Raw genomic sequence first — 25,709 nt, forward strand, 5'->3', positions numbered from 1 at the left:
TTTTCATTTAGTAATGCTTCAATTCTACAAATTAGGATCAATCTTAAACTGAAGTGGTGAATCTGCGGTCTGAGCAGTAATCAATTTGGCATTCAATTTTTGATAATTCTTAATAGCAACATCAGCTAATTTCTTATTAGCTTCGTTTACGAGCTCTACTTTTTTATACTTATCTTTTTCTTGAGTCAATTTCTTATCATATTCAGCTCGTAGTTTATTCAAAGATAGATTCGTTGCTTTCTGTGTATTAACTAAATTAGTTGCATATTTATTCCAATTTCGGTCTACTAAAACGCTAGCCATTTTAAATACCCAGTAAGCAGAATTAGTTGAAAATTCTTCTTTACCATATTTGAACATAGTTGGTACTTTAGTTCCTTGTGGATAAAAAGGAATGTAAACACTTTGTGCGGCAATTCCCATTGCTAGCCAATGAGTCATATCTTCTTCTCTAAGTTGCAGGAGGTGAGATTCTTGAGTAGTAGCTACAGCAATTGGACGATAGGCAGGTTGACCTTCGTTTTTAGAATTAGTTAGATCATACTGTGTCCCATTAAAGTGATCGCTTAAAACGCGTTGAGCGTCTTGAATAGATACAGGATGATCAGGCTTTCTAATAAATGGTAAATCAAAACTTTCTGGATCTTGATTTACGGAAGGCGTTAGAAGCTTTTGGCCACTCCAAACACGTGGAGTATTATAAGTTAAATCCGAATCATCATGTGTACCAAAAATTAATCTGAAATTAAATGGTTTATTTTTTGGCCAAAGATTATTTTGGTAAACAAATTCTTGAATTCCAGGAGAAGTTATAAAATTGTCTTTATCATTAAAATCAATGATTTGAATAGCTAGTTGATTAGCAACTACTGCGTATGAATCGTCAGGGATGCGTTGAGCAACATAATGATGGCCCGAACCAATTTCCATATACCAAGCTTCATCTCTATCTGCGAATAAAATCCCATCCGCTTCTGCTGCACCGTACTTTTGAACGATCTTACCTAAACGTTCTACACCTTCTCGAGCAGATTTAATATATGGTAAAACAATTGTTATCATTGCTTCTTCTAAGATACCTTTTTCTTCGTCAAAAGGATCCATAGCCATTACACGATCATTAGCATAGGCACTTTCAGTAGCGCTCATTGCAACGTGATATTCATTGATTCCATCTTCTTCAAATACTCCATATTTATCTGTCCATTCAGGAGTAGAAGAGTAAGAAAAACGTTCGTTAGGTAATTCCATCTGAAACTTATTGTCTTTTGACTTAAAAATGTTATTTTTAATTGTTTTATGTGAATTAAAAGCAAGATGCTTAGGCCAAGCAGTCTTAGCATCTTCATTTCGGCCGATAATAACACTACCATCTACAGTAGCGTTTTTACCGATTAAAATAGATGTACAAGATGAACGTCCAACGGGAGAAGTCATAGGTTTCACACTTTCTATTGATATAATATAATCTATATTGTAACGTATAAAACTTAAAAATAAGTGAGGGCATTGAAATGGCAGACTTACCAGAAGATAAAAAAATTATTCTTACAACTGATTACAAAGATAATACCATTAATATGGAATTTTCTGATAATTTAGTTGATAATCGTGAAAAAGGATACATTCTTTCAGCTGCATTTTTAGCATTTGCTGCAAATGAAGGACTAGATAAACAACAAGTTATTGAAATGATTAATTCCCATTATGATCAATTTACTGGGGATAATGATTCAAGTTTGTTTAAAAGATTATAGAATTTGATATAAAATTCTCCACATTTTCATATTTTTGTTATAATATAATCACGGAGAAAATAACATACGTTAGGAAATTCTGTTATTTTTAGATGATCTCGATGTGTTGATGTTGATGAATATGAATTAAGTGAGGTAATTAAAGTGGCTAGAAAGAAAGAAATAGATAAGCAAAGAATCCTGGATGCTGCTTATAAATTAGCAGTTCGTGGTGGAATTGAAAGTTTAACTGCAAGAAATATTGCTAAAGCAGTTAACTGCTCAACTCAACCAATTTATCTTGAATTTGAAAACATGCAAGATTTACGTAATCAAGTTTTAGCAAAAATTTCTGATGAATTGAAGTCTAACACTCTTCAACAGAACTTTACAGGTGAACCTTTGATCGATTTAGATCTTTCATACTTGTACTTTGCTAAAGAACATGTTGATTTGTTTAGAGCAATGTTTGTAGACGGTAAATTTGGAAATCAAATGATTGTTGATACTTTAATGGGACTTGGACTTGAAAAATTCAAGCAACAATTTGACGCAGAACAATTTTCTGAAGAAAGACTCAATCATATTGTGATTTCTAACTGGATTGCTGCTACAGGTTTAGCAACTCTTCTCATTAACAAGATGGCAAACTTTACACAAGCTCAAATGATTAGTGTTTTAAAAGCACAAATTCATGAAGCAATGTTAAATGACCGTCTTACTAATGTTGAAGAAAATTCACTATTTGCTGCCGACAGTGACGCTTCTCTTGAAGAACGTCTAGGTTAGTTTTAAAAATGATCAAGCATCACATTCACTGAAAGTGGTGCTTTTTTATTAAAATTAAAATATGTCTTTTAAAATAGTGAGATTAAAAAGTATAATTTAATAGAAAGATAATTAAAAGAAAGGTGACATAGAAATGAAACTCTTTGCCATTGTAGGTAGCAACGCCGATCATTCTTATAATCGCGATCTACTAAATTTTATTAAAAAGCATTTTACTGATAGATATGATATTGAATTGGGAGAGGTTAAAGATCTTCCAATGTTTAAAGAAGGAGTTGAAGAACCTGCTGCAGTAGCTAGCTTTGCTAAAAAGGTAGCTGATGCAGATGCAGTGTTAATCTCTACGCCAGAACAACAACACTCAGTTCCTTCATCCTTAAAGAGTGCACTAGAATGGCTTTCATCAGCTGAACATCCTTTTAAAGATAAGCCGGTAGTTATTGTGGGTACTTCAGTTTTACCACAAGGATCAGCTCGTGGCCAAAGTCATTTAAAGCTGGTGCTTTCCACTCCTGGCTTTGGTGCCAAAGTCTTTAATGGTGATGAATTTATGATGGGAACAGCTCCAGAACAATTTGACGAAAACGGAAACTTACCAGCTAGAACTGTTAAGTTTTTAGATTATTTCTTTGATGAATTTGATAGTTTTTATGCTGAAGTAAGTAAGTAGGAGGAACGACCCATGAAATTACTAGCAATTGTTGGTACGAATGCAGATTTTTCATATAATCGTTTTTTAGATCAATTTATGGCTAAACGGTATAAAGATCAGGCTGAAATTGAAGTATATGAAATTGCTGATTTACCTCGTTTTAAAAAAGAAGCACAACCAGATAGTAAAGTTGAAGAATTTAAAAATAAGATCCGTGAAGCAGATGGTGTGATTTTTGCTACTCCAGAATATGATCATGGTATTCCTTCTGCATTGAAGAGTGCAATGGAGTGGACGGGAAGCCATGCTCAAGGAAATGCAGATGTAATGAAGATGAAACCAGTAATGGTTTTAGGTACATCTTACGGAATTCAGGGAGCTTCAAGAGCGCAAGAAGAAATGCGTGAAATTTTGCTTTCTCCTGATCAAAGTGCAAATGTTTTGCCAGGAAATGAAGTTTTAATTGGTCATGCTGCAGATAAGTTTGACAAGAATACTGGAGACTTATTAGACCAAGAGACTATTCATGCTATTGATTTAGCATTTAATAATTTTGTTAAATTTGTTGAACAAGCTCAAAAATAAGTTAAAACCTTATTTTCCTATAGTACAAAAGAAACTAGGTAGAATTTTCTATCTAGCTTTTTTTGTCATTAAAGTTTATTATTTTAATGAAAGAAAGCATTTTCACAAAGCTTAGAAAAGAGAGATTTATATGCTCGGTTTTTCAGTTTACTTAGATAAAGATTTGACTGCAGATGATCATAATTATTTGCTTGGAATGAGGAATGCTGGTTTTAAGGAAGTCTTTACTTCATTAACCGGCTTAAAAGATGAAGCAGACGTAGTACTAAAAAGATTAGATCAGTTAACTAGCTGGTGTAAGGATTTAGAATTAAAGGTCATGGCAGATGTTTCACAAGATGATTTACATTATTTAGGCTATGATTTAGCGGATGCAGAAGAAATAAAGAAGCTTAATGTTACTGGGTTAAGAATTAACGATCAAGTATTAATGCGCTTTGTATCAAAATTGTCTAAAACTATGTGGGTATCTTTAAATGCAATTTACTTACAACCAGAAGATATTACTCATTTAAAAGAAGAGGCGGCTAACTTTGATCATATTAGAGCCCTATTTGATTTTTATTCCCAGCCAGAAACAGGAATGGATGAAAAGTGGTTTGAAGAAAAAAATCAATGGCTTCACAATTGTAATTTAGAAACAGCAGCTTTTATATCTGGAGATGGAGTTAAAAGAGGACCATTTTTTGCTGGAGAAACTACTCTTGAGTCACAAAGAGGCGTATATCCATTAGCAGCAGCTCTCAACTTAAAAGATTTGGCATGCAATAACGTCATTGTTGGCGATCGTCTAACTAGTGAAACGATTAAGTCTTTTGCGCGCTATACGAAGGATCATGCAATCACGCTTCATGTAGATGAAAAAAATACTTTTCTCAATGAAAATCAATGGCATAATTATTTGTATCTTGCTCAAGATATCGTTAGACTTCGTAGTGAAGGCGAACTTCCAAAATTTGAAGCGCAGGATTTACCTTTGGATCGACCTGTGGGAACAATTAGTATCAATAGCAATGGCTTAAATAGTAACGAAATTCATATTGCTAAGAGAAATTTACCTGTTAATAAAGATGGAAGGATTCTTGGAAGAGTCTGCGATGAAGAGTGTAGCTTGCTTCCTCATATCGAGCCAGGACAAAAAGTTATTTTTAAAAATTTAGAAAAGTAGGGATTACAAAATGATTAGGCCAAACATTTTACCACTGCAACATGTGCCAAATGCACGTGATTTGGGCGGTTATGTAGGTTTTGATGGTCGAAAAATTAAGATGCATCGACTTCTAAGAACAGGAAAGTTATGCCAAATGACTAAAGAAGATGAAACTTTTTTACTTAATTATGGCTTAACTAAAATTGTTGATTTACGCTCACCTAAAGAAATTGAATTAGCTCCTGATGTTGTGCCAGCAGGAGTTGAAAATATTGATAATCCAATTCATGGAAATCAAAGTGCAGAAACAGATCAAAAGATATTGCAATTAAAAAAGACCTATACTGAAGATCAATATGCTGGTTTTAAGACGATGTGTCACCAATACCATTCTTCTGTTAGTAAGGAATATTCTCAAAAAGCCTTTAATAGTTTACTTAACATCTTTGCTAATACTAAAGATGGAGCTATTATTTTTCATTGCTCTGAGGGAAAAGATCGTACAGGATTGGCTACAGTTCTGATCCTATATATTTTGGGCGTTGATATGGAAACTATCAGACAAGATTATCTATTTTCTAACTTAATGCTAGGAAATTATCAGGCTAAGATGAACCAAAAGATAATCGATGAAGGGGGAAGTGTAATTTTGCGTGCTAACGTTAGAAGTTTAGCAAGTGTCGCAAACGAATATTTGGATACAGCTCTCTTATTAATTGATGAAAAGTATGATGGAATAGATAGTTACATTAAAAATGTTCTTAAAGTTGATGATGAGATGATTCAAAGTTTGAGAGAATTATACTTAGAACCAAAGAAGGCATCAAAATGATAGAAAATTATGCTTCAACTCCAATTTCAAAAGTTGGTCGCGGATTAGGAACTGTTATTACGCTACAGGTTTATGGTGACCAGAATAAAAAGATTTTGGATCAGAGTTTTGATTTGATTGCCGGATATGAAGATCGATTAACGGTAAATCGAGACCATTCTGAGGTAATGGACGTTAATCATGCAGCTGGTATTCATCCCGTACAAGTTTCTGCAAGTACATATAATCTAATTAAGCTGGCTGTTTATGAAAGTAAACAAAATTTCGGCTTTAATGCTCTGATTGGACCAGTTGTAAAATTATGGCATATTGGTTTTAAAGGAGCCAATGTTCCAACTGATGAACAGATTAAAGAAAAGATGGGTCTAACGAATCCAGGAGATGTTAGATTAGATGATGATAATCAGACTGTTTTTTTAACTAAAAAAGGGATGGAGCTGGATCTAGGCGGAATTGCTAAAGGATATATAGCAGATAGAATTAGAGATTTATGGCGTGCTTATGATGTTCGTGCTGGAATTATTAATCTAGGTGGGAATGTCTTATTTGTAAACAGTTCTCCTAAAAGAGCAAGTGGGGAATGGATTCTGGGCGTGCAAGATCCGAAAAAGAAACGTGGTAATAATTTAACAACCGCTACTGTTCATGAATGTTCTGCTGTAACGAGTGGGACGTATGAGCGCTTTTTAGAAATTAATGGGAAAAAATATCACCACATTATTGATCCTAAGACTGGATATCCCGTTAAGACTCATGTGGCTGGTGTAACCTTATTTACTCGTGATTCTGTTCAAGCTGAAATTGAGTGTAAGCGACTATTTTTTGCTGGTGGTCCTATTCCGGGCTGGAAAAATGATAAAGCAGGTCGCTATGGTGCAATCTTTGTATATGACGATGATTCAATGGAAAGAATTGGTGTATAAAAAATAGGATTCGGTAATTCCGAATCCTATTTTTGCTGAGTATTTTAACCAACTGTTCGACTAATACCAAATATTGTCTTAAATACTCCATTTGACAAACCTGGTGTGTTATAAATAATTACTCGTAAAATTGGTGAATCAACTGTTTGTTGAATAAACCAAGGATTTTGAAAAGCCTGGCACATTGATAAGGCTACATAAACTAAGAAGTAAGCAGCAATAAAAGATACTATTGCTCCTAAAACATTGTCTAATAGATTACCGATTCCCTTTTTAGTACGATCACGTTTAGGCAGCCAACCCTTACAAATCTTTAAAATCATTTTACCGATAAACCAAATTACAAAGAAGGCTAAGAAGCGGTAACCGATTATTTCAAGACTAATATTGCCTGTTGTGGGAACAACCTTACCAGAAAATTGTTGATAGAACCAATTTCCCAAGCTATTTTGGCCTAGAATAGCTGCTGCAAATACAATTGCACCAAAAATCATATTAATAACACGTTGAGCAAATCCCAGTTGATATCCTTTATAAGTTTGATAACCGAGATAAAGAATCACAATAAGCGTAACAATCATGCATTTAACCCCTTTTGCTAATCATTATAGCTTATCGATTTTAATTTAAATACATATTTTTAAATACTTATTTGTTTTTTGACGATTCTTAAAAAATACTACATAATTAAATACGTTAGTTTATGATGATAATAGTGTTGTTAACCGCCTTTAATTGCGGTAAATTAGGAGTGTGAAACTAGGTTTCACAGGTGAAAAATGAATCCAGAAATTTTTGCAAAAGAGCTCGCAAAATATGGCTTTGAACTTAATGAGAAGCAAACAAAACAATTTGCGACATATTATGATAAATTAATTGAATTTAATAAAAAGGTTAATCTTACCAGAATTATTGATAAAAATGAGGTTTACTTAAAGCACTTCTTTGATAGCATTACTCCACTTTTAGAATTTCCAGACCTATTTAAAGGTGAGAAAACTTTATGTGATGTTGGAGCAGGAGCAGGTTTTCCTTCTTTACCGATTAAGATTTTGTGTCCTAACTTAAGTATCACTATTGTTGATTCTTTGGGTAAAAGATTAAAGTTTTTAGATGAACTTGTAAACGACTTAGGTTTAGATAAAGTTACTTTAGTTCATAGCCGTGCGGAAGATGCCGGTCAAAATAAAGATTTACGCGAAAAATTTGATTTGGTAACTGGACGTGCAGTGGCAAGAATGAGTGTTTTAAGTGAATATTGTTTACCACTAGCAGAGGTTGGTGGTTACTTAGTTGCTCTAAAAGGACCAAAGGCACAAGATGAATTAGCGGAAGCTAAGCATGCGATTGATGTATTGGGAGGAAAAGTAGAAGATGTGAAAGAATTAACCCTTCCTGATACAGATGATGACCGCACTTTAATTGTTGTTGAAAAAATAAAAGCGACCCCTAAGAAATATCCGCGTCAAGCTGGTACACCGAATAAAAAACCACTTTAAATTTAATTGGAGGAATAATTTATGGCATTTTCATTATTTGGCAATCGTCAAAAAAAGATCCTTGAAAGTAAGCAAGTTCAAGAAATTGAGCTCGATAAAATTATGCCTAATCGCTATCAGCCCCGTCATACTTTTAGTGATGAATCAATTGAAGAATTAGCTACTACACTAAAAGAACAAGGTTTACTTCAACCAATTATTTTGCGTAAGCCAGCTGATGGTCCTGAAGGTGAATATGAAATTATTGCGGGTGAACGTCGTTTTCGTGCTGCTCAATCACTTAAATGGGCAAAAATTCCAGCAATTGTTGAAGATATGGATGATGAAAAAGCAGCCTCTTTAGCCTTAGTTGAAAATTTACAACGTGAAAATCTTAACCCTATTGATGAAGCACAAGCTTACGTTCAATTGATGAAGGTTAATAATTTAACTCAAACTGAATTGGCAGAACAAATGGGGAAGACTCAATCTTATATTGCTAATAAGATTAGACTACTCAAGTTAACGCCAAAAGTGCAAGGGTTCTTAATTGATAAAAAGATTTCTCAACGTCATGGACGTGCACTTTTAGCTTTGAATGAAGAAGATCAAGATACTGCTGTTAGCGAGATTATTAAAAGTGGCTTAACTGTAAAAGAAACTGAAGAGATGGTAAAAGATCTTGATGGTTATTTTGCTGCTCAAGAAAAGGAAAAAGAAGAAGAGCTCGAAGAGAATAAGCCGGAACAAACTAAAAAGCCTAAGAAGAAAGTTCAGGTTCGGACAGCTAATGATTTTAAAGTACAAATAAATACAATTAAAAAAGCAATTAAGATGGCAAAAGATTCAGGAATGACCGTGAAATACAAGGAAGATAAAAAGGGTGATTCCTACAAAATTACTATTGAATTGCTTAAAAAGTAGGCAAAGGGAGTAAATATGGTTCAAATTATTTCGGTTGCTAACCAAAAAGGTGGCGTTGGTAAAACAACGACGACGATTAATTTAGGTGCCAGCATTGCAAATCATGGTTATAAAGTTCTAATAGTTGATATTGATCCCCAGGGGAATGCAACTTCTGGTTTAGGTATTGAAAAGTCAACTGTAGATAAAGATATCTATAATGTTTTAATTGATGAAATTCCTTTATCTGAAACCATTCATCATACAGAAACTAAAAATTTAGATGCAGTTCCTGCTACTATTCAATTAGCTGGTGCTGAGATGGAATTAACATCAATGATGGCACGTGAAACAAGATTGAAGCAGGGAATCGATGAGGTTAGCCATGAATATGACTTTATTTTTATCGATTGTCCTCCCTCTTTAGGTCAGCTTTCAATTAATGCTTTTACTGCTTCAGATTCGATTTTGATCCCAGTTCAAAGTGAATATTATGCAATGGAAGGCTTAAGCCAGTTATTGAATACAATTCGCTTAGTCCAAAAGCACTTTAATAAGAATTTGGGTGTGGAAGGTGTATTGCTAACCATGCTGGATGCTAGAACTAATCTAGGAGCAGAAGTTGTTAAAGAAGTTCAATCTTACTTTAATAAAAAGGTTTATAAGACAATTATTCCGCGAATTACCAAGTTAGCTGAGGCTCCAAGTTATGGTAAACCAATTACAGAATACGCTCCAAAATCTCGCGGTTCCCAGGTATATGATTCTCTAGCAAAAGAGGTGTTGAAAGCTCATGGTAAAAAACTCTAAAGAACCTAAAAAACGTGGTCTTGGACGAGGCTTAGAAGCTTTATTTGATGAGAGCCCACAAGTTCAAGAAACTGAGGAGATTACTGAAATCTCTTTAGATGAAATTAGACCTAATCCATATCAACCAAGAAAAACGTTTGATAACAAAAGCTTAAAGGAACTTTCCGAATCCATTAAAGAAAATGGTGTTTTTCAACCAATTATTATTCGTAAATCAGTTAATGGCTACGAAATTATTGCCGGTGAGCGTCGTTTTCGTGCTTCTAAGTTAGCTAAGAAGAAAACAATTCCAGCTATCATTCGAGACTTTGATGAGGCACAAATGATGGAAGTTGCAGTTTTAGAAAACTTGCAACGTGAAGACTTAACACCATTAGAAGAAGCGCAAGCTTATGAGATGCTGCAAAAGAATTTAGGGTTAACTCAAGCAGAAGTTTCTAAAAGATTAGGGAAATCTCGCCCATACATTGCTAATTATCTTCGTCTCCTTACTTTGCCTCAAAAAACTAAACGTCTCCTTCAAAGAGGAGAGCTGTCAATGGGACAAGCAAGAACATTGCTTGGTCTGAAAGATAAGGACAGTATTGATGACTTGGCAAGAAAAGTAGTTAAGAACGGAATTACAGTTCGTCAACTAGAATCACTGGTAGCTAAATTAAACGAAAAAGAAAAGAAACCTAAGAAAAAGGCTATTAAAAAATCAGCTTTCATTAGGGCTAGTGAATCACAATTAACTGATAAATTTGGTACTAGTGTAAATATTACCGAGGGTAAAAAAGGAAATGGTCATTTGGCCATTGATTTTGCATCAACTGATGAATTAAATCGAATTTTAGATTTACTAGGAATTAATTTAGATAAATAATTAATAGGAGTGATTTTTCATGTATCATTTGGGCGATGTAGTACAGATGAAAAAACCACATGCATGTGGTGAAAATAAGTGGGAAATCTTGCGAATGGGTGCAGACATTCGCATTAAGTGCTTAGGGTGTGGTCATTTAATTATGATGCCCCGAGCAGAATTTAATAAAAAATTAAAAAAAGTGCTGCACTCAGCAAATGATCCTGTTAACTTAAAAGAGGAACATTACGTTCCTAAGGAAAATATTGCTGTGCCACACTTTGAATAAAACCAATTAAGAGGAGAATAATATGTCATTAACTGCAGGTATTGTTGGATTACCAAATGTTGGTAAGTCTACTTTGTTTAACGCGATTACTAAAGCTGGTGCCGAAATGGCAAACTATCCATTTGCCACAATCGAGCCAAATGTGGGGATGGTTGAAGTTCCAGATAGTCGTCTAGCTCGTATTCAAGAATTAATTCCAGCTAAGAAGATTGTTCATACTACATTTGAATTTACTGATATTGCTGGTTTGGTAAAAGGCGCATCAAAAGGTGAAGGACTTGGAAATAAGTTCCTTGAAAATATCCGTCAAACTGATGCAATTGTTCACGTAGTAAGAGCTTTTGATGATGACAACATTACTTCAGTTACTGGTAAGGTTGATCCAGAAGAAGATATCAACACCATTAATCTTGAATTAGCAATTGCGGACTTAGATGCAGTTAACCGTAGAATTGGAAAAGTGCAAAAGGTTGCTCAACAAGGCGATAAAGAAGCTAAAGCTGAATTAACTGTTTTAAATAAATTAAAGCCAGTTCTTGAAGAAGGTAAAGCTGCTCGCTCAATTGACTTTAATGAAGATGAACAAAAGATCGTTAAGGGACTATTCTTACTTACTTCTAAACCAGTTATTTATGTTGCTAATATTGCTGAAAGTTCAATGGCTGATCCAGAAAGCGATAAGTACTACCAAATTGTCAAAAAGCATGCTGAAAGTGAAAATGCAGAGGCTTTAGGAATTAGTGCTGCTACTGAAGAAGAAATTGCTTCAATGGATGAAGATGAAAGAAAAGAATTTCTTGAAATGGAAGGCGTTGAAGAATCTGGGCTTGATCGTTTGATTAAGGCTGCTTACCACATTTTAGGTCTACGTACTTTCTTTACTGCTGGTGGTCCTGAAACTCGTGCATGGACTTTCCATGAAGGCATGAAAGCACCACAAGTTGCCGGTGTTATTCACTCAGACTTTGAACGTGGATTTATTCGAGCAGAAGTTGTTTCATTTGATGATTTAAATGAACTTGAAACCATGCAAAAAGTTAAAGAGGCTGGAAAGCTTCGTCTTGAAGGAAAAGACTATGTAGTTCAAGACGGTGATATTATTGAATTTAGATTTAATGTTTAGGAGTTTTTTGAATGGATCCAAAAGATAAAAATAAAAGTGAACATACTGAAGCTGCCAAGAACTCAACAGTAGGTAATGCGCAACAAGAAAAATTAAAAAAGGCGCATGAACAAAATTCTCGTGATGAAGAGATTAAAAAGATGTCTCCAAAAGAATTGCGTAATAAGTTAAGTAATAAAAACCAAGATTACATTTTTCGTTTGGAGAAGTTTTTGACAGAAGATCAAAACTATACTATGGATCAAGTTGAGCCAGCAATTGATCAAATTTTGCCAGAAATTATTGTTGCGCAACGTAAAGGAATTCCAGCATCTAACTTATATCAAAAAGCTCCAAGAGAAAAAGCAATCGAAATTGCTAATCCTAAAAAAGAAGCACCTAAGACTAAGTTTTGGATGCATGCCGTAGATAATGGTTTATTGTACTTTATTATCTTTGCCGGATTCTTTGGTGTAGTTCAACTATTTAGTAACAGTTCTAAGCAACAAGATGGTATGCAACAAATGGGTATTTTAACTGTTGCATCAGTTACAATTTTATTTGGTATTTTAATGGCATACTATAATGATTTAATTACTAGGGATAAAAGTAAACGTCCACCAATGTGGCAAATTATTTTAATAGGTGTATTTTTAGTCGGAATCATAATGGTTTGGATTACATTTACATCAATGCCATTTATGCAGATGATTAACCCTGTATTAAACCCATGGGTTTACATTGTATTAGCGGTAATTGCTTTCTTTGTTCGTAGATGGTTCCGTCAAAAGTACCATGTTGTTGATCCATTGCAAATTAAGCGTCAAAATGAAATTGCTGCTAGAAGACAAAATCGTCGAAATTAAAAACGTGACTATTTATTTAAATTAGTCTACAGTATAAATAAAGATAACAAATAATTTATTTGTTAGGGGAGTAAATAGACGGCGCGAGGCGTCTATTTATTTTTATCTTTTTTAAGTAAAGAACGGGGGTTTTATATGGTTAATGTGTTGCGTAAGTCAATTAGACAATACAAAAAATTGTCGTTGACTTCCCCAGTCCTAGTTGCAGGTGAAGCTTTAATTGAAATGTTGATCCCGTACTTGGTTGGTATTCTAATTGATAGGGGAATTATGAAAGGAAATATGGGCTATATCAATAAGTGGGGCCTAATTCTTTTCGTGCTAACCTTAATTTCTTTAGCTTTGGGTGCGAGTGCCAGTTATGTTTCTGCACACGCGGCAGCAGGTTTTGCGGCTAATTTGAGAAAAGATATGTTTTACCATATCCAAGATTTTTCTTTTAGCAATATTGATAAGTTTTCCAGTGCCAGCTTGGTAACACGACTTACTACAGATGTAACCAATGTTCAAAATGCCTATCAAATGTTAATTAGAATCGCTGTTCGTGCACCGTTAATGCTGATTTTTTCAATTATTATGTCGATTATCATTAGTCCAAGGCTATCTTTGATTTTTGTGGTAATTGCTCCTATCTTTGTTTTAATTTTGGCATTAATTATTAAAAGTGCATATCCTTACTTTCCACGTATTTTTAGAGGATATGATGTAATGAACCAAGATGTTCGTGAAAATATTCGTGGAATTCGTGAAGTAAAGACTTACGTACAAGAAGAATCTCAAATTGAAAAGTTTGAGAAGTCTTCTGGCTTTATTTATAAATTATTCTCAACAGCGCAGAAAATTATGTCACTTAATGCGTTGGTTGTAATGGCTGTTCTTAACATTTCTACTTTAGCGATTTGCTGGTTTGGTGCTAAGGAAATCGTTGGTGGAAGTTTGCAAACTGGACAATTAGTTTCTATGTTTTCATATTCAAACTCTGTTTTGTTTAGTTTGAATATTCTAGCTATGATCACTACTCAATTAGTTATTTCTGAGGCTAGTGGTAAACGTATTGCAGCTGTCTTAACCGAAAAGCCAGCAATCGAAAATCCACGAAAACCTCTTAAGGACGTAACTAATGGAGATATTGTTTTTGATCATGTTAACTTCAAATACTCACCAGATGAGAAGCATTATGCTTTAGAGGATATTAACTTACATATTACCCCTGGTGAAACAATCGGTATTATCGGTGAAACTGGATCATCTAAATCAACTTTAGTTTCAATGATTCCTCGTCTTTATGATGTAACATCTGGTGCGGTTAGAGTAGCTAGACATAATGTTAAATCATACGAATTGAAGGCCCTTCGTGATAAAGTTGCAATGGTTTTACAAAAGAATGTTTTGTTTAGTGGAACTGTTGAAGAAAACTTGAAATGGGGAAACGAAAATGCAACACATGAAGAAGTTGTAGCTGCAGCTAAGGTCGCTCATGCAGATGGTTTTATCCGTGAAATGCCAGATGGTTATAATACAATGATCGAACAAGGCGGAAATAATGTTTCTGGTGGACAAAAACAACGTTTGACTATTGCTCGTGCACTTTTGAAGAATCCGGAAATTTTAATTCTAGATGATTCAACCTCTGCTGTGGATACGACAACTGAGCGTGAAATTCGTGAATCCTTAGCAAAAGACATGCCGCACACTACTAAGATTATTATTTCTCAAAGAGTTGTTTCCATTAAGGATGCAGATCGAATTATTGTTATGGATCACGGTAAGATTCAATCAATTGGAACTCACGAAGAATTAATGAAAACCAATGAACTTTATCGTTCAATTGCTAAGTTCCAAGAAGAAAATAATGCGGGAAAGTAGGTGAGAGTAAGTTATGGATCAAGTAAAAGAAAAAACACAACCTAAAGGAAATCGAATAAAAGTCCTTGGTCGTTTATTAAAATTAGTTTTAACAACGAGCCCTTGGATGTTAGTTGTTTCAATAATTACTATTATTTTAGCAGCTGCTTCTGCTGTAATTGGATCACTATTTATTGAGCGACTGATTGATACTTACGTAACACCACTCTTACATGAAAAAGTTCCGAATTATGGACCACTTTTAAACGCCATTTTAGTAATGTTTGGAATCTATGCAATTGGATTCCTTTCTAACTACTTATTTAGTATGTTGATGGGGGTATTAGCCCAAAAAGTCCAATTCCGGGTTCGTAATGAAACATTTACCCATATGGAATCTTTACCAATTGCTTATTTTGACCAAAATAACTATGGGGATATCATGAGTCGGTATACTAACGATATCGATACCTTGATGCAGATGATTTCCCAATCATTACCTCAATTCTTAAACTCGGCACTAAGCTTGATTTTTGTTATTGTAGCTATGTTTAGTTTAAGTTGGCAATTGACTTTGTTCTCATTTATTATTTTTGCGTTATCCTTTGGAATTGTTAGATTTTTAACAGTTAGATCTAGTCATTACTTTAAAGTTCAACAAAATAAACTGGGTCAAATTAATGGTTACGACGAAGAAATGCTAAATGGGTTAAAGGTCATTAAAGTTTTCTCTCACGAACCTGAAGCTGAAGAAGGCTTTGATAAGTTTAATGAAGAATTGCGTGGAGCATCTGGAAAAGCTAATACCTATGCCACAATTTTATTTCCAATTATGGGTAATATGGGTAACTTATTGTATGTCTTAATTGCCTTTATTGGAGGAGCTGCTGCAATTAATGGTTGGGCTCCTTTAACTTTAGGTGCAATTGCATCTTTCTTACAGTTATCACGTCAGTTTAGTATGCCGATTGCACAAATTTCCCAACAATTGAATTCAATTGTTTTAGCTTTAGCCGGTGCTCAAAGAATTTTTGAACTAGAAGATGAGCCTTCTGAAGTTGATAATGGAGATGTTATCATGTCTCCTAATAAGGAAGTCAAGAATAGCTGGTATTGGGATGTTCCGGAAAAGAACGGTGACATTAAAAAGGTACCAATTAAGGGACATATTATTTTTGATCATGTTAACTTTTCATACGTTCCAGAGCATCAAATTTTGTATGATATCAATATTGATGCAAAACCAGGGATGAAGGTGGCTCTAGTTGGTGAAACTGGTGCCGGTAAGACAACTATTTCAAATATGCTTAATCGTTTTTATGAAATTCAATCTGGAAAGATAACCTATGATGGTGTTCCAATTTCTCAAATTAGAAAAAATGATTTAAGACATTCTTTGTCGATTGTTTTACAAGAAACTCACCTCTTTACTGGAACGATTATGGATAATATTCGTTTTGGTAAACCTGATGCTAGTGATGATGAAGTATATCAAGCGGCGCGTTTAGCGCATGCAGATGAGTTTATTCATGAACTTGATGATGGATATGAAACTGTAATTGATGGTGATGGGGGCGATTTGTCTCAAGGCCAGATGCAGCTGCTAAGTATTGCTAGAGCGATGATTGCGGATGAGCCGGTGATGATTCTTGATGAAGCAACTTCAAGTATTGATACTAGAACTGAACGTATGGTACAAGCCGGTATGGATAACTTACTTGCTGGTAGAACTAGTTTTGTTATTGCTCACCGTTTATCAACAATTGTTAACTCAGATCTTATTTTAGTTCTAGACCATGGTCATATTATTGAACGTGGTACTCATGAAGAACTTTTGAAACAAAAAGGTTACTACTACGAGTTGTACACTGGTAAAAAAGAATTAGATTAATTAAAAATGGAGTCTAGATGCTTTTCTAGGGTCCATTTTTTATAATTCTTTAAAAACGTGGTTTAATTTAGGTAATTAAAAGGAAAACGGGTAAAATATTAATAATAGATTTTTAATGTGATAAATAATTATAGATAAGGAGCAATCCTCATGAAGATCTTAGTTGTTGATGATGATAAAGAAATCGTTGAATTATTAAGTATATATTTAAAAAATGAAGGTTATGAACCAATTGCGGCTTATAGCGGTAAAGAAGCTTTAACGAAACTTTCTACTAATCCGGAAATTGCCTTAATGATTCTTGATATTATGATGCCACAAATGTCGGGAATCGAAGTTATCAAGGAAGTTAGAAAAGATTCGGAGATTCCAATTTTGGTAGTTTCTGCTAAGACTAGTGATATGGATAAGATTCAGGGTTTGATTACTGGAGCAGATGACTATGTAGTTAAGCCATTTAATCCATTAGAAGTAATGGCACGGGTAAGATCTCTCCTTCGTCGTAGCCAGAAGGAAGTAAAAGATGATAAGCCAGATGTATTAGAAGTAGGACCTTTAGTGATCAATAAAGATTCACATGAAGTTAAAACTTTAACAGGTAAGGTTATCCAATTAACTGCCTTAGAGTTTGGAATTTTATATATGCTTGCTAGCCATCCTAATCGAGTTTTTAGTGCTGATGAAATCTTTGAAAGAGTGTGGCAACAAGAATCAGTGGTTTCTGCTAAAACTGTTATGGTACACGTTTCTCACTTACGCGATAAGATTCAGAAAGCAACTGATGGTGAAGAAGTTATTCAAACAGTCTGGGGAGTAGGCTATAAAGTAGAGGCTTAGTAGGGATGAAAAAGCAGAAAGTAATCCTAACCACAAAAGAAAAAAGCGAACTTTTCGGTGAAGGCGTAATAACCGTTATTTTGCTTTTACTATTAAACCTTTCGATCATTATCTTGATTAACTTAGCTGTCTTAAATGATCCAAGATTAGAAAATGGAATTTTCTTTTTGAAGAAAACCATTACTTTTGCTAATGGGATGCATTTGTGGTCTTGGCAACGGCTTTTTATTAGTTTTATGTTAGTCGGCGATGTCATTGTAGTATATTGGCGCTTAATCAGAAGATATCGACAAATGCAATTGCGTCACGTTATTGAAGAATTACACTATATTGCAGATGGACATTTTGACCATCGAATTCCTTTTGTAGTAAAGACAGATTTGCAAAAAGTGATTGATTCAATTAATGCGTTAGTTGATAGTACTGTTGCTTCAATGGAAGAGGAGCGGCAGATAGAGCAATCAAAGGATGACTTGATTACTAATGTTTCTCATGATATTAGAACACCACTAACTTCAATTATTGGCTATCTTGGCTTATTAAAGAGTAGTGAGCTGAATGAAGATCAAACTAAGTACATCCAAATAGCCTATGATAAAGCTCTTCAAATGAAAGCTTTAGCTGAAGATCTATTTGAATATACTACTTTACGCTCTTCAACAAATAATAAATTGGTTTTGGCACCTCTGCATGTTAATTCAATGCTTGAACAAGTAGCTGCTGGTTTTGAATTAGAAGCTGAAAAGAAAAATATCGCTTTTAATGTTGTAACTAGGCCAAGAGACCTCGTAATTGATGCGGATGCAAAGATGATTGTTCGCATGTTAAATAATTTGATTTCAAATGCTTTAAAGTATGGACGTGGAGCTACTGAAATTAACTTAATTGCAAATAAGGTAAATAACGAATTTGTAGAACTTAGAGTTGAAAACAATGGGGAACAAATCCCTAAGAAATCTTTGCAAAAGATCTTCGATCGTTTTTATCGTGTAGAAAGTTCAAGAAATTTAAAAACTGGTGGAACTGGTCTCGGTTTAGCCATAACTAAAAGTATTGTTGATTTGCATAGTGGTAATATTAAATGTCAATCAACATCAGAATTAACTAGTTTTATTATTCAACTACCACTCAATAGCCCAAAGAAAAATGATGGTGTGCTATAATTTAGGCTGAATTGATTTAAAAATTGGGGAGAAAAAATGAGCGATTCTAGCATTTCTTTAAACACTTGCATCTTAATATTGAAGGAACACCACTTGCTTAAATCAAGTGCTGTTCAAGATGCGGTTCCAACTAAAATGGATTATATTTCCTATGATTCACGTGATATAAAAACAAATACCTTGTTCTTCTGTAAAGGTAAAGGCTTTAGACCTACTTATTTATCAATGGCTAAAGATAGTGGAGCTACTTGTTATGTAGCAGAACAACCATATCCAGAAGGTAAAGGAATGCATGCTTTAGTTGTTAGAGATGTAACTAAAGCCATGGCTCTTTTATCTGCTGCCTTTTACAGATTTCCGCAAGATGATTTGTATGTGGTAGCCTTTACCGGTACCAAGGGTAAGACAACATCTGCATACTTCTTGAAGGGGATGCTTGACCAAATTAATGGTGGTCGAACAGCACTATTTTCATCAGTAGACGATATTGTGGGACCAAAGCCTGAGGATAAATTTAAGGCGAGTTTAACTACCCCTGAGAGTTTAGACTTGTTCAGAGATATGAGAACAGCTGTTGATAACGGTATGACTCACTTAGTAATGGAAGTTTCTAGTCAGGCTTATAAGAAAAATCGTGTCTTTGGTTTGACTTACGATCTCGGCTTTTTCTTAAATATTACTCCAGACCATATTGGACCAAATGAGCACCCTAACTTTGCAGATTATTTGCACTGTAAGTTGCAATTAATGGTTAACTCACGTAAGTGTATTATCAATGCAATGTCTGATCACTTCGATGAGATTTATGCGGCTGCAACTACTACTACGAATCCAGATAGTATCTATTTATTTGCCAGAAATGATTTTGAAAATCCTAACTTAAAGCAACCAATTGATTTCCGTTTCCAATCAGTTGAAACTGATATGAAAGAAACTGAATTCAAATTATTCTGTGCATCTGATAAAGCTAAGAAATTACCAATTGCTGGTGACTACACTCTTCAAATGATTGGTGATTTCAACGAAATGAATGGCACTGCTGCTATTATTGGTGCTGGACTTGCCGGCGAAAATTATGAAGAATGTGCTAAAGGTATTCGTCACGTTACTATTCCAGGAAGAATGGAAGCTTTGCCATCAAAGAATCATGGTACTGTAATTGTTGATTATGCACATAATAAGGCTTCAATGATGGCTTTAATGAGCTTTATGCAGCGTGAATTTAACACTCCAAAAATCATCGTAGTTGTTGGAGCTCCTGGTGATAAAGGAGTATCACGTCGTCCAGGATTTAGTGAAAGTTTAACTGCTTATGCAGATAAAGCATTTTTAACAACTGATGATCCTGGTTTTGAAGATCCAATGGATATTGCACAGGAAATTGATGCAGGCATTGATCATAAAAAAGTTGATGTCACAATTGAGTTAGATCGTGAAAAGGCAATTCATGATGCAATTGCAATGTCTGATAAGGATGACATCGTTTTGATTTGTGGTAAGGGAGCCGACCCATACCAAAAGATTCGCGGAGTAGATACACCATATCCAACTGACATCAAAGTTGCGGAAAGTGTAATTAATGAACTAGAAAAAGATGATGAGGAATAGGAATGAAACACTTTTTCTCAATTATCGGTGGAATGGGGACAATTGCGACTGAAAGTTATGTCCGTTTAATTAATCACCGAGTTAAGATTACTAAGGATCAGGACTATTTAAATTATATTTTAGTAAATGATGCTCAAATTCCTGATCGAACTGCATACATTATGGATCATAGTCAACCTAATTTTTTCTATGATTTAAAGGATGATGTTTTAAGTCAATCAAAACTTAATCCTGACTTTTTCGTAATGCCATGCAATACTGCTCATTACTTTTATGATGACTTGGCAGCATTAACAGACGTACCATTTTTACATATGATGCGTATTGCTGTTCATAAGTTTGTGGATGATTTTCCAAAAGAAGAGAAAATTGGTTTAATTGCAACTGAAGGTTCTATTTACGATCATTTATATGTAGATGAATTAGAACGAGTTGGTAAAAAAGCTGAACTAGGTGGTCCTGAAATTCAACCAATGGTGAACGAGCTAATTTATCATGATATTAAAGAAAAAGGTATTGTTGATCATGATTTATACCACAAAATTTTAAAAACAATGCACGATGAATATGGTTGTAATGTGATTTTACTTGGATGTACTGAGTTATCTCTCGCCCAGGAAAAAGCGCCAGATCACCCATATAACGTTATTGATCCGCAGTCAATTATCGCAGATGTTTCAATTGAACTTGCTTTAAAGATTCGAAATGGGATGGATCCTAAAGAAGCTACTGCAAAATATATGTATAAATAAAGATAAAAGCCTCTCAGATTTGGACAACTGAGAGGCTTTTTTGATCCAATAAAGTATATTTAAGAAAAAATATTGATATAATTAAGGCTAACTTTAATAAATTTACTTAGAAAGAAAAAACTATGTTACAAGTAGAGAACTTAAATAAAAGCTTTGGAAGCAAACAAGTTTTGTTTGATATTAACTTCAAAGCAGATAATGGAAAGATATTAGGCTTAATTGGTAAAAACGGTTCAGGAAAAACAACTCTTTTTCATAGCATTTTAAAGTTTGTTAAATATCAGGGAAAAATCACTATTGATGGACATTCTTTTTCAAGTCGGGATTATAACTCTGTAGGCTATTTACCTGAAGAGCGTAGCTTAATGCCTAAATTAACTGTTTTAGAGCAAGTAAGTTTTTTGGCTAGTTTAAAGGGAATGAAAAAAGATGAAGTAAAACATGATTTGTAAGATTGGATGCAAAAGTTAGAAGTTAAAGGCCAAATTACCGATAAAATAAAAAATTTATCTAAAGGTAATCAACAAAAAATTCAATTAATTGCGGCTCTTATTCATTAGCCAAACTTAATTATTTTGGATGAGCCTTTTAGTGAGCTCGATCCGGTAAACGTCGAAATAATTAAAGAGGTAATCTTACAAGAAAAGAAACGCGGAGCTACTATTCTATTTTCTGATCATGATATGTCTAATGTTGAAGAATTGTGTGACGATGTAGTAATGATTAATAATGGACATATTGTGTTAAACGGTGCCGTAAATGATGTTCGCAATAATTTTGGTTTAACTCGATTGTTTATTAGAACTGGCCTGAATCTTGATAATGTTAAAAATTTACCTGGGGTTGAAAATGCTATTTTACAGAATAATGGTATCTACAAACTTTGGTTAACAACGCTAGTTACGGAAAAGAAATTTTTAATACGTTCTCCCATGGAAAATACTTGCAAACTTTTGATCAAGAGCCACCAACTTTAGATGAAATTTTCAAAATGAAAGCCGGTGAAGAGAATGAATAAAACTTGGTTAGTTGCTAAAGAAACATATCGTAGAGAAGTAAAAATTGGTCATTTTTATTGATGATTTTCGCACCATTTCTTGTATTATTGATTTCTTTTTTCTTTGGGATGAGTTCATCTTCAGCTTTCGACAGTGATACAAAAGTAGGAATAGTAAGTCAAAATCAGAGTATTGTTCAGCCATTAAAGAAAACAGAAGATTTTGATGGATATAAAAACAGGGCAAAAGCTGAAAAGGCCTATAAAGATGGTGATATTAGTGGTTATATTGTGGTTAAAGAGACTTCTACTCAATTAGTCGCAAATTATTATGGTACAGAAAGTCTTGATAATAATGTTAAGACTGAGTTGTTCAGAGTTTTAAACACTCAGCAGCAAGCATTTAATCTAAAAAACGCTAAGCTCAGTGAGCAACAGATGCAGTCCCTTTCTCAAAAAGTTAAATTTACCGAGAAAACTAATGATAAAAAATTGAATGCAAGTGATGAAAAGAATTTAAAGACAGCTACTTTTTGGATTCTAATTTTTGTTTTGTACTTTTTGGTAGCACCATCATGGCACAGGATATTGCCAGTGAAAAGGGAACTAAAATTATGGAAATGATCTTTTCAAGCATGCTTGGTGGAAATTATTTTGATGGTAAAGTGTTGGGCATTTTCTTTGAAATTCTAACTCAGTTATTAATTTATGCTGTGATGTTTTCTGGCTTTTATTATATGGCTCCTCATATTGATGGAGTAAAAGATACATTTGCTCAAATAAAGCCTGCTATCGATCAAGCTTTAGGACAAATAATTTCTTGGGGACTATTATTCGTCGTGCTTGGCTTGATCCTATATATCGTTTATGCGGCTGTTTGTGGTGCAATTGTCACTAAAGCTGAAGATGCTAACAAGGCAGTACAACCCTTAGTTTATTTAACTCTACTCGGATTATTTAGTAGTATGAGCTTATCTAATAATCCTGATGGCATTTTTGCCATGATTATGTCTTACGTACCATTTTTATCATCTTTCTTAATGCCCCTTCGACTAATTAAAGGAAACGCGACTGGCTTAGAGGCAGCAATCTCTCTAATAATTCTATTCGTATTTTTGCTAGGATCGATTTGGTGGATTAGAAAAATTTATCCAAGCCTTATTTTGCAAACTGATGATAACGGTATGTGGAAGAATATGAAGCGTGCATTACAAGGCATTAAGGAATAAAAATTTAACTACTCAGCTTTCAAAAGTTGAGTAGTTTTTTTGTGATAAAATTGAAAGCGAATACAAAAAGATGTAGAGGCTTAATTATGAATACAAATAGTTTGGAAACATATGCAATTAATAAAAACAAAATAAAGATAAATTTTGTTAATTCTAGTATTGAATTAACAATCTTAACACCTGAAATAATCCGTGTATTTCAAAATCGCGGTGAGCATACTAATTCATATGCAATTGAAGGAAATAAGATAAAAGAAACTAAATTTAAAGTTGAGAAAAAGAATGACTATCTTGAAATAAAAACTTCAAAATTAATCATTAAAATTTATCACAACGAAAAAATAGATGTTTATGATGCAGAAGAAAATCCCTTAATTATTGACTATCGGGGCTCTCGAATTCCAATTGACCGACAAATAGATTCTAGCCAACAAAAGTTGGCCGAGTCGGAAGGGCATGATGTGGTTACTAGTAGAAGAAAAGACGGCCACTACTATGACTTAGTCAAAGAATTAGCAGACGATGAGCAATTTTATGGCTTAGGTGATAAGACCGGTTTTTTAAATAAACGACACTATGCCTATGAAAACTGGAATACAGATAATCCCGAGCCGCAGGTGGAAAGTTTTACTCGCTTATATAAGTCTGTTCCATTTCTAATTGGATTGAAGAACAATCATCCATATGGAATTTTTTTTGATAATACTTATCATAGTTATTTTGATTTAGGTAAAGAAAGTAATAAATATTACTACATTGCAGCTGATAATGGAAATATTGATTATTACATTATTGGCGGCAGAGACTTAAAAGAAATTGTTGAAAATTATACTTACTTAACAGGAAAAACACCGCTGCCACAAAAGTGGACATTAGGTTATCAACAATCTCGTTGGGGATATAGTATAAGCGCTGAAAAGGTAGAGGAAATTATTACTAAAATGCGAAAATATAATCTGCCATGCGATGCTATCCATTTAGATATTGATTATATGGATGGGTATCGAGTTTTTACGTGGAGGACAGATACCTATGATGATCCCAGAAAATTTATTGATAAACTTCACAAATTAGGTTTCCATGTGATTACAATTATTGACCCTGGTGTCAAAAAAGACGATAGTTATCAGATCTACCAAGAAGGACTAAAAAAGGGATATTTTGTAAAAGCACCAAATGGGCAAGTTTATGTTAATAAGGTTTGGCCTGGGGATGCTGTCTATCCGGATTTTGGGCGTGAAACGGTCAGAAAATGGTGGTCAGAAAATTGTAAGTTTTTAGTTGATTTAGGTGTTGATGGAATATGGGACGATATGAATGAGCCGGCCTCATTTAATGGAGAAATTCCGAAAGATATTATTTTTAATGATGAAGAAAAAGAATCAACACATGCTAAAATGCATAATGTTTATGGTCACAATATGGCTAAAGCAACCTATTATGGCTTAAAGAATTTAACTGGTAAACGCCCATTTGTGATTACCCGTGCTGCTTATGCGGGAACACAAAAATACTCCACAGTTTGGACTGGTGATAATCAAAGTTTATGGGTCCATTTACAAATAATGATTCCGCAACTATGTAATTTAGGAATGAGCGGTTTTGCTTTTGCTGGGACAGATATCGGAGGATTTGGTGCAGATACTACACCAGAACTATTAACAAGATGGATTGAAGCAGCACTTTTTAGTCCTCTTCTTCGAAATCATGCGGCTATGGGTACACGCTCGCAAGAGCCATGGATCTTTGGAGAACCAACGCTATCGATATATCGCAAGTACTTACATTTGCGATATCATTTTATTCCATATCTTTATGATTTATTTGCTCAAGAAAATAAGTCGGGTTTACCGATTATGCGACCTTTGGTTTTAAACTATCCAACTGATCCAGCAGTTAAAAATATGAATGACGAATACATGGTTGGTACAAATATTGTGGTAGCGCCAATTGTTGAAGAAGGTAAAAAGTGGCGAGCTGTTTACTTACCAGAAGGGGAATGGATTGATTTTTGGAATAATGTTACTTATAGTGGTAATAATACGATCTTAGTTAGTGCTCCGATTGATAGGTTACCCTTATTTATTAAGAAAAATACTATTTTGCCATGGGGAGAAGTTAAGGAACATGTTTCCTGTAGACCAGATGAAAAAATGACATTTAGAGTGTTTGGTGAACGTGGTAAATATACTCATTATCAGGATAATGGAACCGATTTTGCTTATCAAAAGGGTGAGTACAATCTTTATGAGATAAATGTCGATGGTCATAAAATTACTATCAATTTGAAAAAGCATGGATATGAGCCAAATTATCAAAGAATTGAAATTAGGACTACTAATGAAAAAATGAATTTTATTTATAAAGATAAAAAATATATTCAGGTTAATTAATTTAATGAAAAAGGGCTAGTGCGATGATGTGCTAG

At 34.1% G+C, this 25,709-nt stretch carries 23 protein-coding genes and 2 pseudogenes; 23 read left to right on the plus strand and 2 right to left on the minus strand.

The window, feature by feature from the left end; all coding sequences use genetic code 11:
• Positions 1-24: 24 nt before the first annotated feature.
• Positions 25-1,437, minus strand: coding sequence for a C69 family dipeptidase (locus tag HMPREF0528_RS07910; RefSeq protein ID WP_004896513.1), 1,413 nt, complete (start codon positions 1,435-1,437; stop codon positions 25-27).
• A 77-nt stretch (positions 1,438-1,514) separates the two neighbouring features.
• On the opposite strand from HMPREF0528_RS07910, the gene HMPREF0528_RS07915 reads away from it, so the two are divergent.
• The 7 genes from HMPREF0528_RS07915 (at position 1,515) to HMPREF0528_RS07945 (ending at position 6,667) form a co-directional block, all read left to right on the plus strand.
• Entirely contained in the window at positions 1,515-1,757 is a 243-nt protein-coding gene (locus tag HMPREF0528_RS07915; RefSeq protein ID WP_004896514.1) for a hypothetical protein, read from the plus strand.
• 144 nt (positions 1,758-1,901) lie between these two features.
• A complete protein-coding gene (locus HMPREF0528_RS07920; protein WP_004896515.1) occupies positions 1,902-2,525 on the plus strand; it encodes a TetR/AcrR family transcriptional regulator in 624 nt (207 codons plus the stop codon).
• A gap of 133 nt (positions 2,526-2,658) precedes the next feature.
• The gene (gene nfr1, locus HMPREF0528_RS07925) at positions 2,659-3,195 is read left to right on the plus strand and encodes an NADH-dependent flavin reductase subunit 1 (protein WP_004896516.1); all 537 of its coding nucleotides are present in this window, start codon (positions 2,659-2,661) and stop codon (positions 3,193-3,195) included.
• A gap of 12 nt (positions 3,196-3,207) precedes the next feature.
• Positions 3,208-3,762, plus strand: coding sequence for an NADH-dependent flavin reductase subunit 2 (nfr2, locus tag HMPREF0528_RS07930; protein ID WP_004896517.1), 555 nt, complete (start codon positions 3,208-3,210; stop codon positions 3,760-3,762).
• Between the two features lie 130 nt (positions 3,763-3,892).
• Positions 3,893-4,930 carry a MupG family TIM beta-alpha barrel fold protein gene (locus HMPREF0528_RS07935; protein WP_004896518.1) on the plus strand — a complete coding sequence of 346 codons (1,038 nt, stop codon included), beginning with the start codon at positions 3,893-3,895 and terminating at the stop codon, positions 4,928-4,930.
• Positions 4,931-4,940: 10 nt separating this feature from the next.
• Entirely contained in the window at positions 4,941-5,744 is an 804-nt protein-coding gene (locus HMPREF0528_RS07940; RefSeq protein WP_004896519.1) for a tyrosine-protein phosphatase, read from the plus strand.
• Positions 5,741-6,667, plus strand: coding sequence for an FAD:protein FMN transferase (locus HMPREF0528_RS07945; protein WP_004896520.1), 927 nt, complete (start codon positions 5,741-5,743; stop codon positions 6,665-6,667). Before HMPREF0528_RS07940 ends, HMPREF0528_RS07945 begins: the two co-directional genes overlap by 4 nt.
• Positions 6,668-6,711: 44 nt before the next feature.
• On the opposite strand, the gene HMPREF0528_RS07950 is transcribed toward HMPREF0528_RS07945, so the two are convergent.
• Positions 6,712-7,248 (minus strand): CvpA family protein, encoded by a 537-nt coding sequence (locus HMPREF0528_RS07950; protein WP_004896521.1) that lies wholly within the window; start codon positions 7,246-7,248, stop codon positions 6,712-6,714.
• Positions 7,249-7,446: 198 nt separating this feature from the next.
• Between HMPREF0528_RS07950 and rsmG the strand changes: the two genes are divergently transcribed.
• The 16 genes and pseudogenes from rsmG to HMPREF0528_RS08030 all read left to right on the plus strand — a co-directional run bounded on the left by rsmG (position 7,447) and on the right by HMPREF0528_RS08030 (position 25,674).
• On the plus strand, positions 7,447-8,166 hold the full coding sequence (rsmG, locus tag HMPREF0528_RS07955) for a 16S rRNA (guanine(527)-N(7))-methyltransferase RsmG (protein WP_004896522.1): 720 nt from the start codon (positions 7,447-7,449) through the stop codon (positions 8,164-8,166).
• A 21-nt stretch (positions 8,167-8,187) separates the two neighbouring features.
• The gene (gene noc, locus HMPREF0528_RS07960) at positions 8,188-9,069 is read left to right on the plus strand and encodes a nucleoid occlusion protein (protein WP_004896523.1); all 882 of its coding nucleotides are present in this window, start codon (positions 8,188-8,190) and stop codon (positions 9,067-9,069) included.
• 15 nt (positions 9,070-9,084) lie between these two features.
• Positions 9,085-9,858 carry a ParA family protein gene (locus tag HMPREF0528_RS07965; protein WP_004896524.1) on the plus strand — a complete coding sequence of 258 codons (774 nt, stop codon included), beginning with the start codon at positions 9,085-9,087 and terminating at the stop codon, positions 9,856-9,858.
• Positions 9,842-10,723 carry a ParB/RepB/Spo0J family partition protein gene (locus tag HMPREF0528_RS07970; RefSeq protein WP_004896525.1) on the plus strand — a complete coding sequence of 294 codons (882 nt, stop codon included), beginning with the start codon at positions 9,842-9,844 and terminating at the stop codon, positions 10,721-10,723. The genes HMPREF0528_RS07965 and HMPREF0528_RS07970 overlap by 17 nt, the downstream gene beginning before the upstream one ends.
• Before the next feature lie 19 nt (positions 10,724-10,742).
• Complete coding sequence (locus HMPREF0528_RS07975; protein WP_004896526.1) at positions 10,743-10,991, plus strand: DUF951 domain-containing protein; 249 nt, start codon at positions 10,743-10,745, stop codon at positions 10,989-10,991.
• Positions 10,992-11,013: 22 nt separating this feature from the next.
• Entirely contained in the window at positions 11,014-12,114 is a 1,101-nt protein-coding gene (ychF, locus tag HMPREF0528_RS07980) for a redox-regulated ATPase YchF (RefSeq protein ID WP_004896527.1), read from the plus strand.
• An 11-nt stretch (positions 12,115-12,125) separates the two neighbouring features.
• Entirely contained in the window at positions 12,126-12,959 is an 834-nt protein-coding gene (locus tag HMPREF0528_RS07985) for a DUF1129 domain-containing protein (protein WP_004896528.1), read from the plus strand.
• 135 nt (positions 12,960-13,094) lie between these two features.
• Positions 13,095-14,825 carry an ABC transporter ATP-binding protein gene (locus HMPREF0528_RS07990; protein ID WP_004896529.1) on the plus strand — a complete coding sequence of 577 codons (1,731 nt, stop codon included), beginning with the start codon at positions 13,095-13,097 and terminating at the stop codon, positions 14,823-14,825.
• Between the two features lie 13 nt (positions 14,826-14,838).
• Complete coding sequence (locus HMPREF0528_RS07995) at positions 14,839-16,695, plus strand: ABC transporter ATP-binding protein (protein ID WP_004896530.1); 1,857 nt, start codon at positions 14,839-14,841, stop codon at positions 16,693-16,695.
• 150 nt (positions 16,696-16,845) lie between these two features.
• Positions 16,846-17,532: a response regulator transcription factor CroR gene (gene croR / locus HMPREF0528_RS08000; protein ID WP_003649950.1), complete on the plus strand. Its 687-nt coding sequence runs from the start codon at positions 16,846-16,848 to the stop codon at positions 17,530-17,532.
• Between the two features lie 5 nt (positions 17,533-17,537).
• Positions 17,538-18,695: a sensor histidine kinase gene (locus HMPREF0528_RS08005; protein ID WP_004896531.1), complete on the plus strand. Its 1,158-nt coding sequence runs from the start codon at positions 17,538-17,540 to the stop codon at positions 18,693-18,695.
• Positions 18,696-18,731: 36 nt separating this feature from the next.
• Positions 18,732-20,303 (plus strand): UDP-N-acetylmuramoyl-L-alanyl-D-glutamate--2,6-diaminopimelate ligase, encoded by a 1,572-nt coding sequence (locus HMPREF0528_RS08010; RefSeq protein ID WP_034525396.1) that lies wholly within the window; start codon positions 18,732-18,734, stop codon positions 20,301-20,303.
• 2 nt (positions 20,304-20,305) lie between these two features.
• On the plus strand, positions 20,306-21,055 hold the full coding sequence (locus HMPREF0528_RS08015; protein WP_004896533.1) for an aspartate/glutamate racemase family protein: 750 nt from the start codon (positions 20,306-20,308) through the stop codon (positions 21,053-21,055).
• Between the two features lie 122 nt (positions 21,056-21,177).
• A pseudogene (locus tag HMPREF0528_RS08020) lies at positions 21,178-22,073 on the plus strand (ABC transporter ATP-binding protein).
• 60 nt (positions 22,074-22,133) lie between these two features.
• Positions 22,134-23,281 (plus strand): annotated as a pseudogene (locus HMPREF0528_RS08025) (ABC transporter permease).
• Between the two features lie 86 nt (positions 23,282-23,367).
• The gene (locus HMPREF0528_RS08030; protein WP_004896538.1) at positions 23,368-25,674 is read left to right on the plus strand and encodes a glycoside hydrolase family 31 protein; all 2,307 of its coding nucleotides are present in this window, start codon (positions 23,368-23,370) and stop codon (positions 25,672-25,674) included.
• Positions 25,675-25,709: the final 35 nt, after the last annotated feature.

The organism is Lactobacillus johnsonii ATCC 33200 (genome assembly GCF_000159355.1).
In the GTDB taxonomy this organism is placed as follows: Bacteria; Bacillota; Bacilli; order Lactobacillales; family Lactobacillaceae; genus Lactobacillus; species Lactobacillus johnsonii.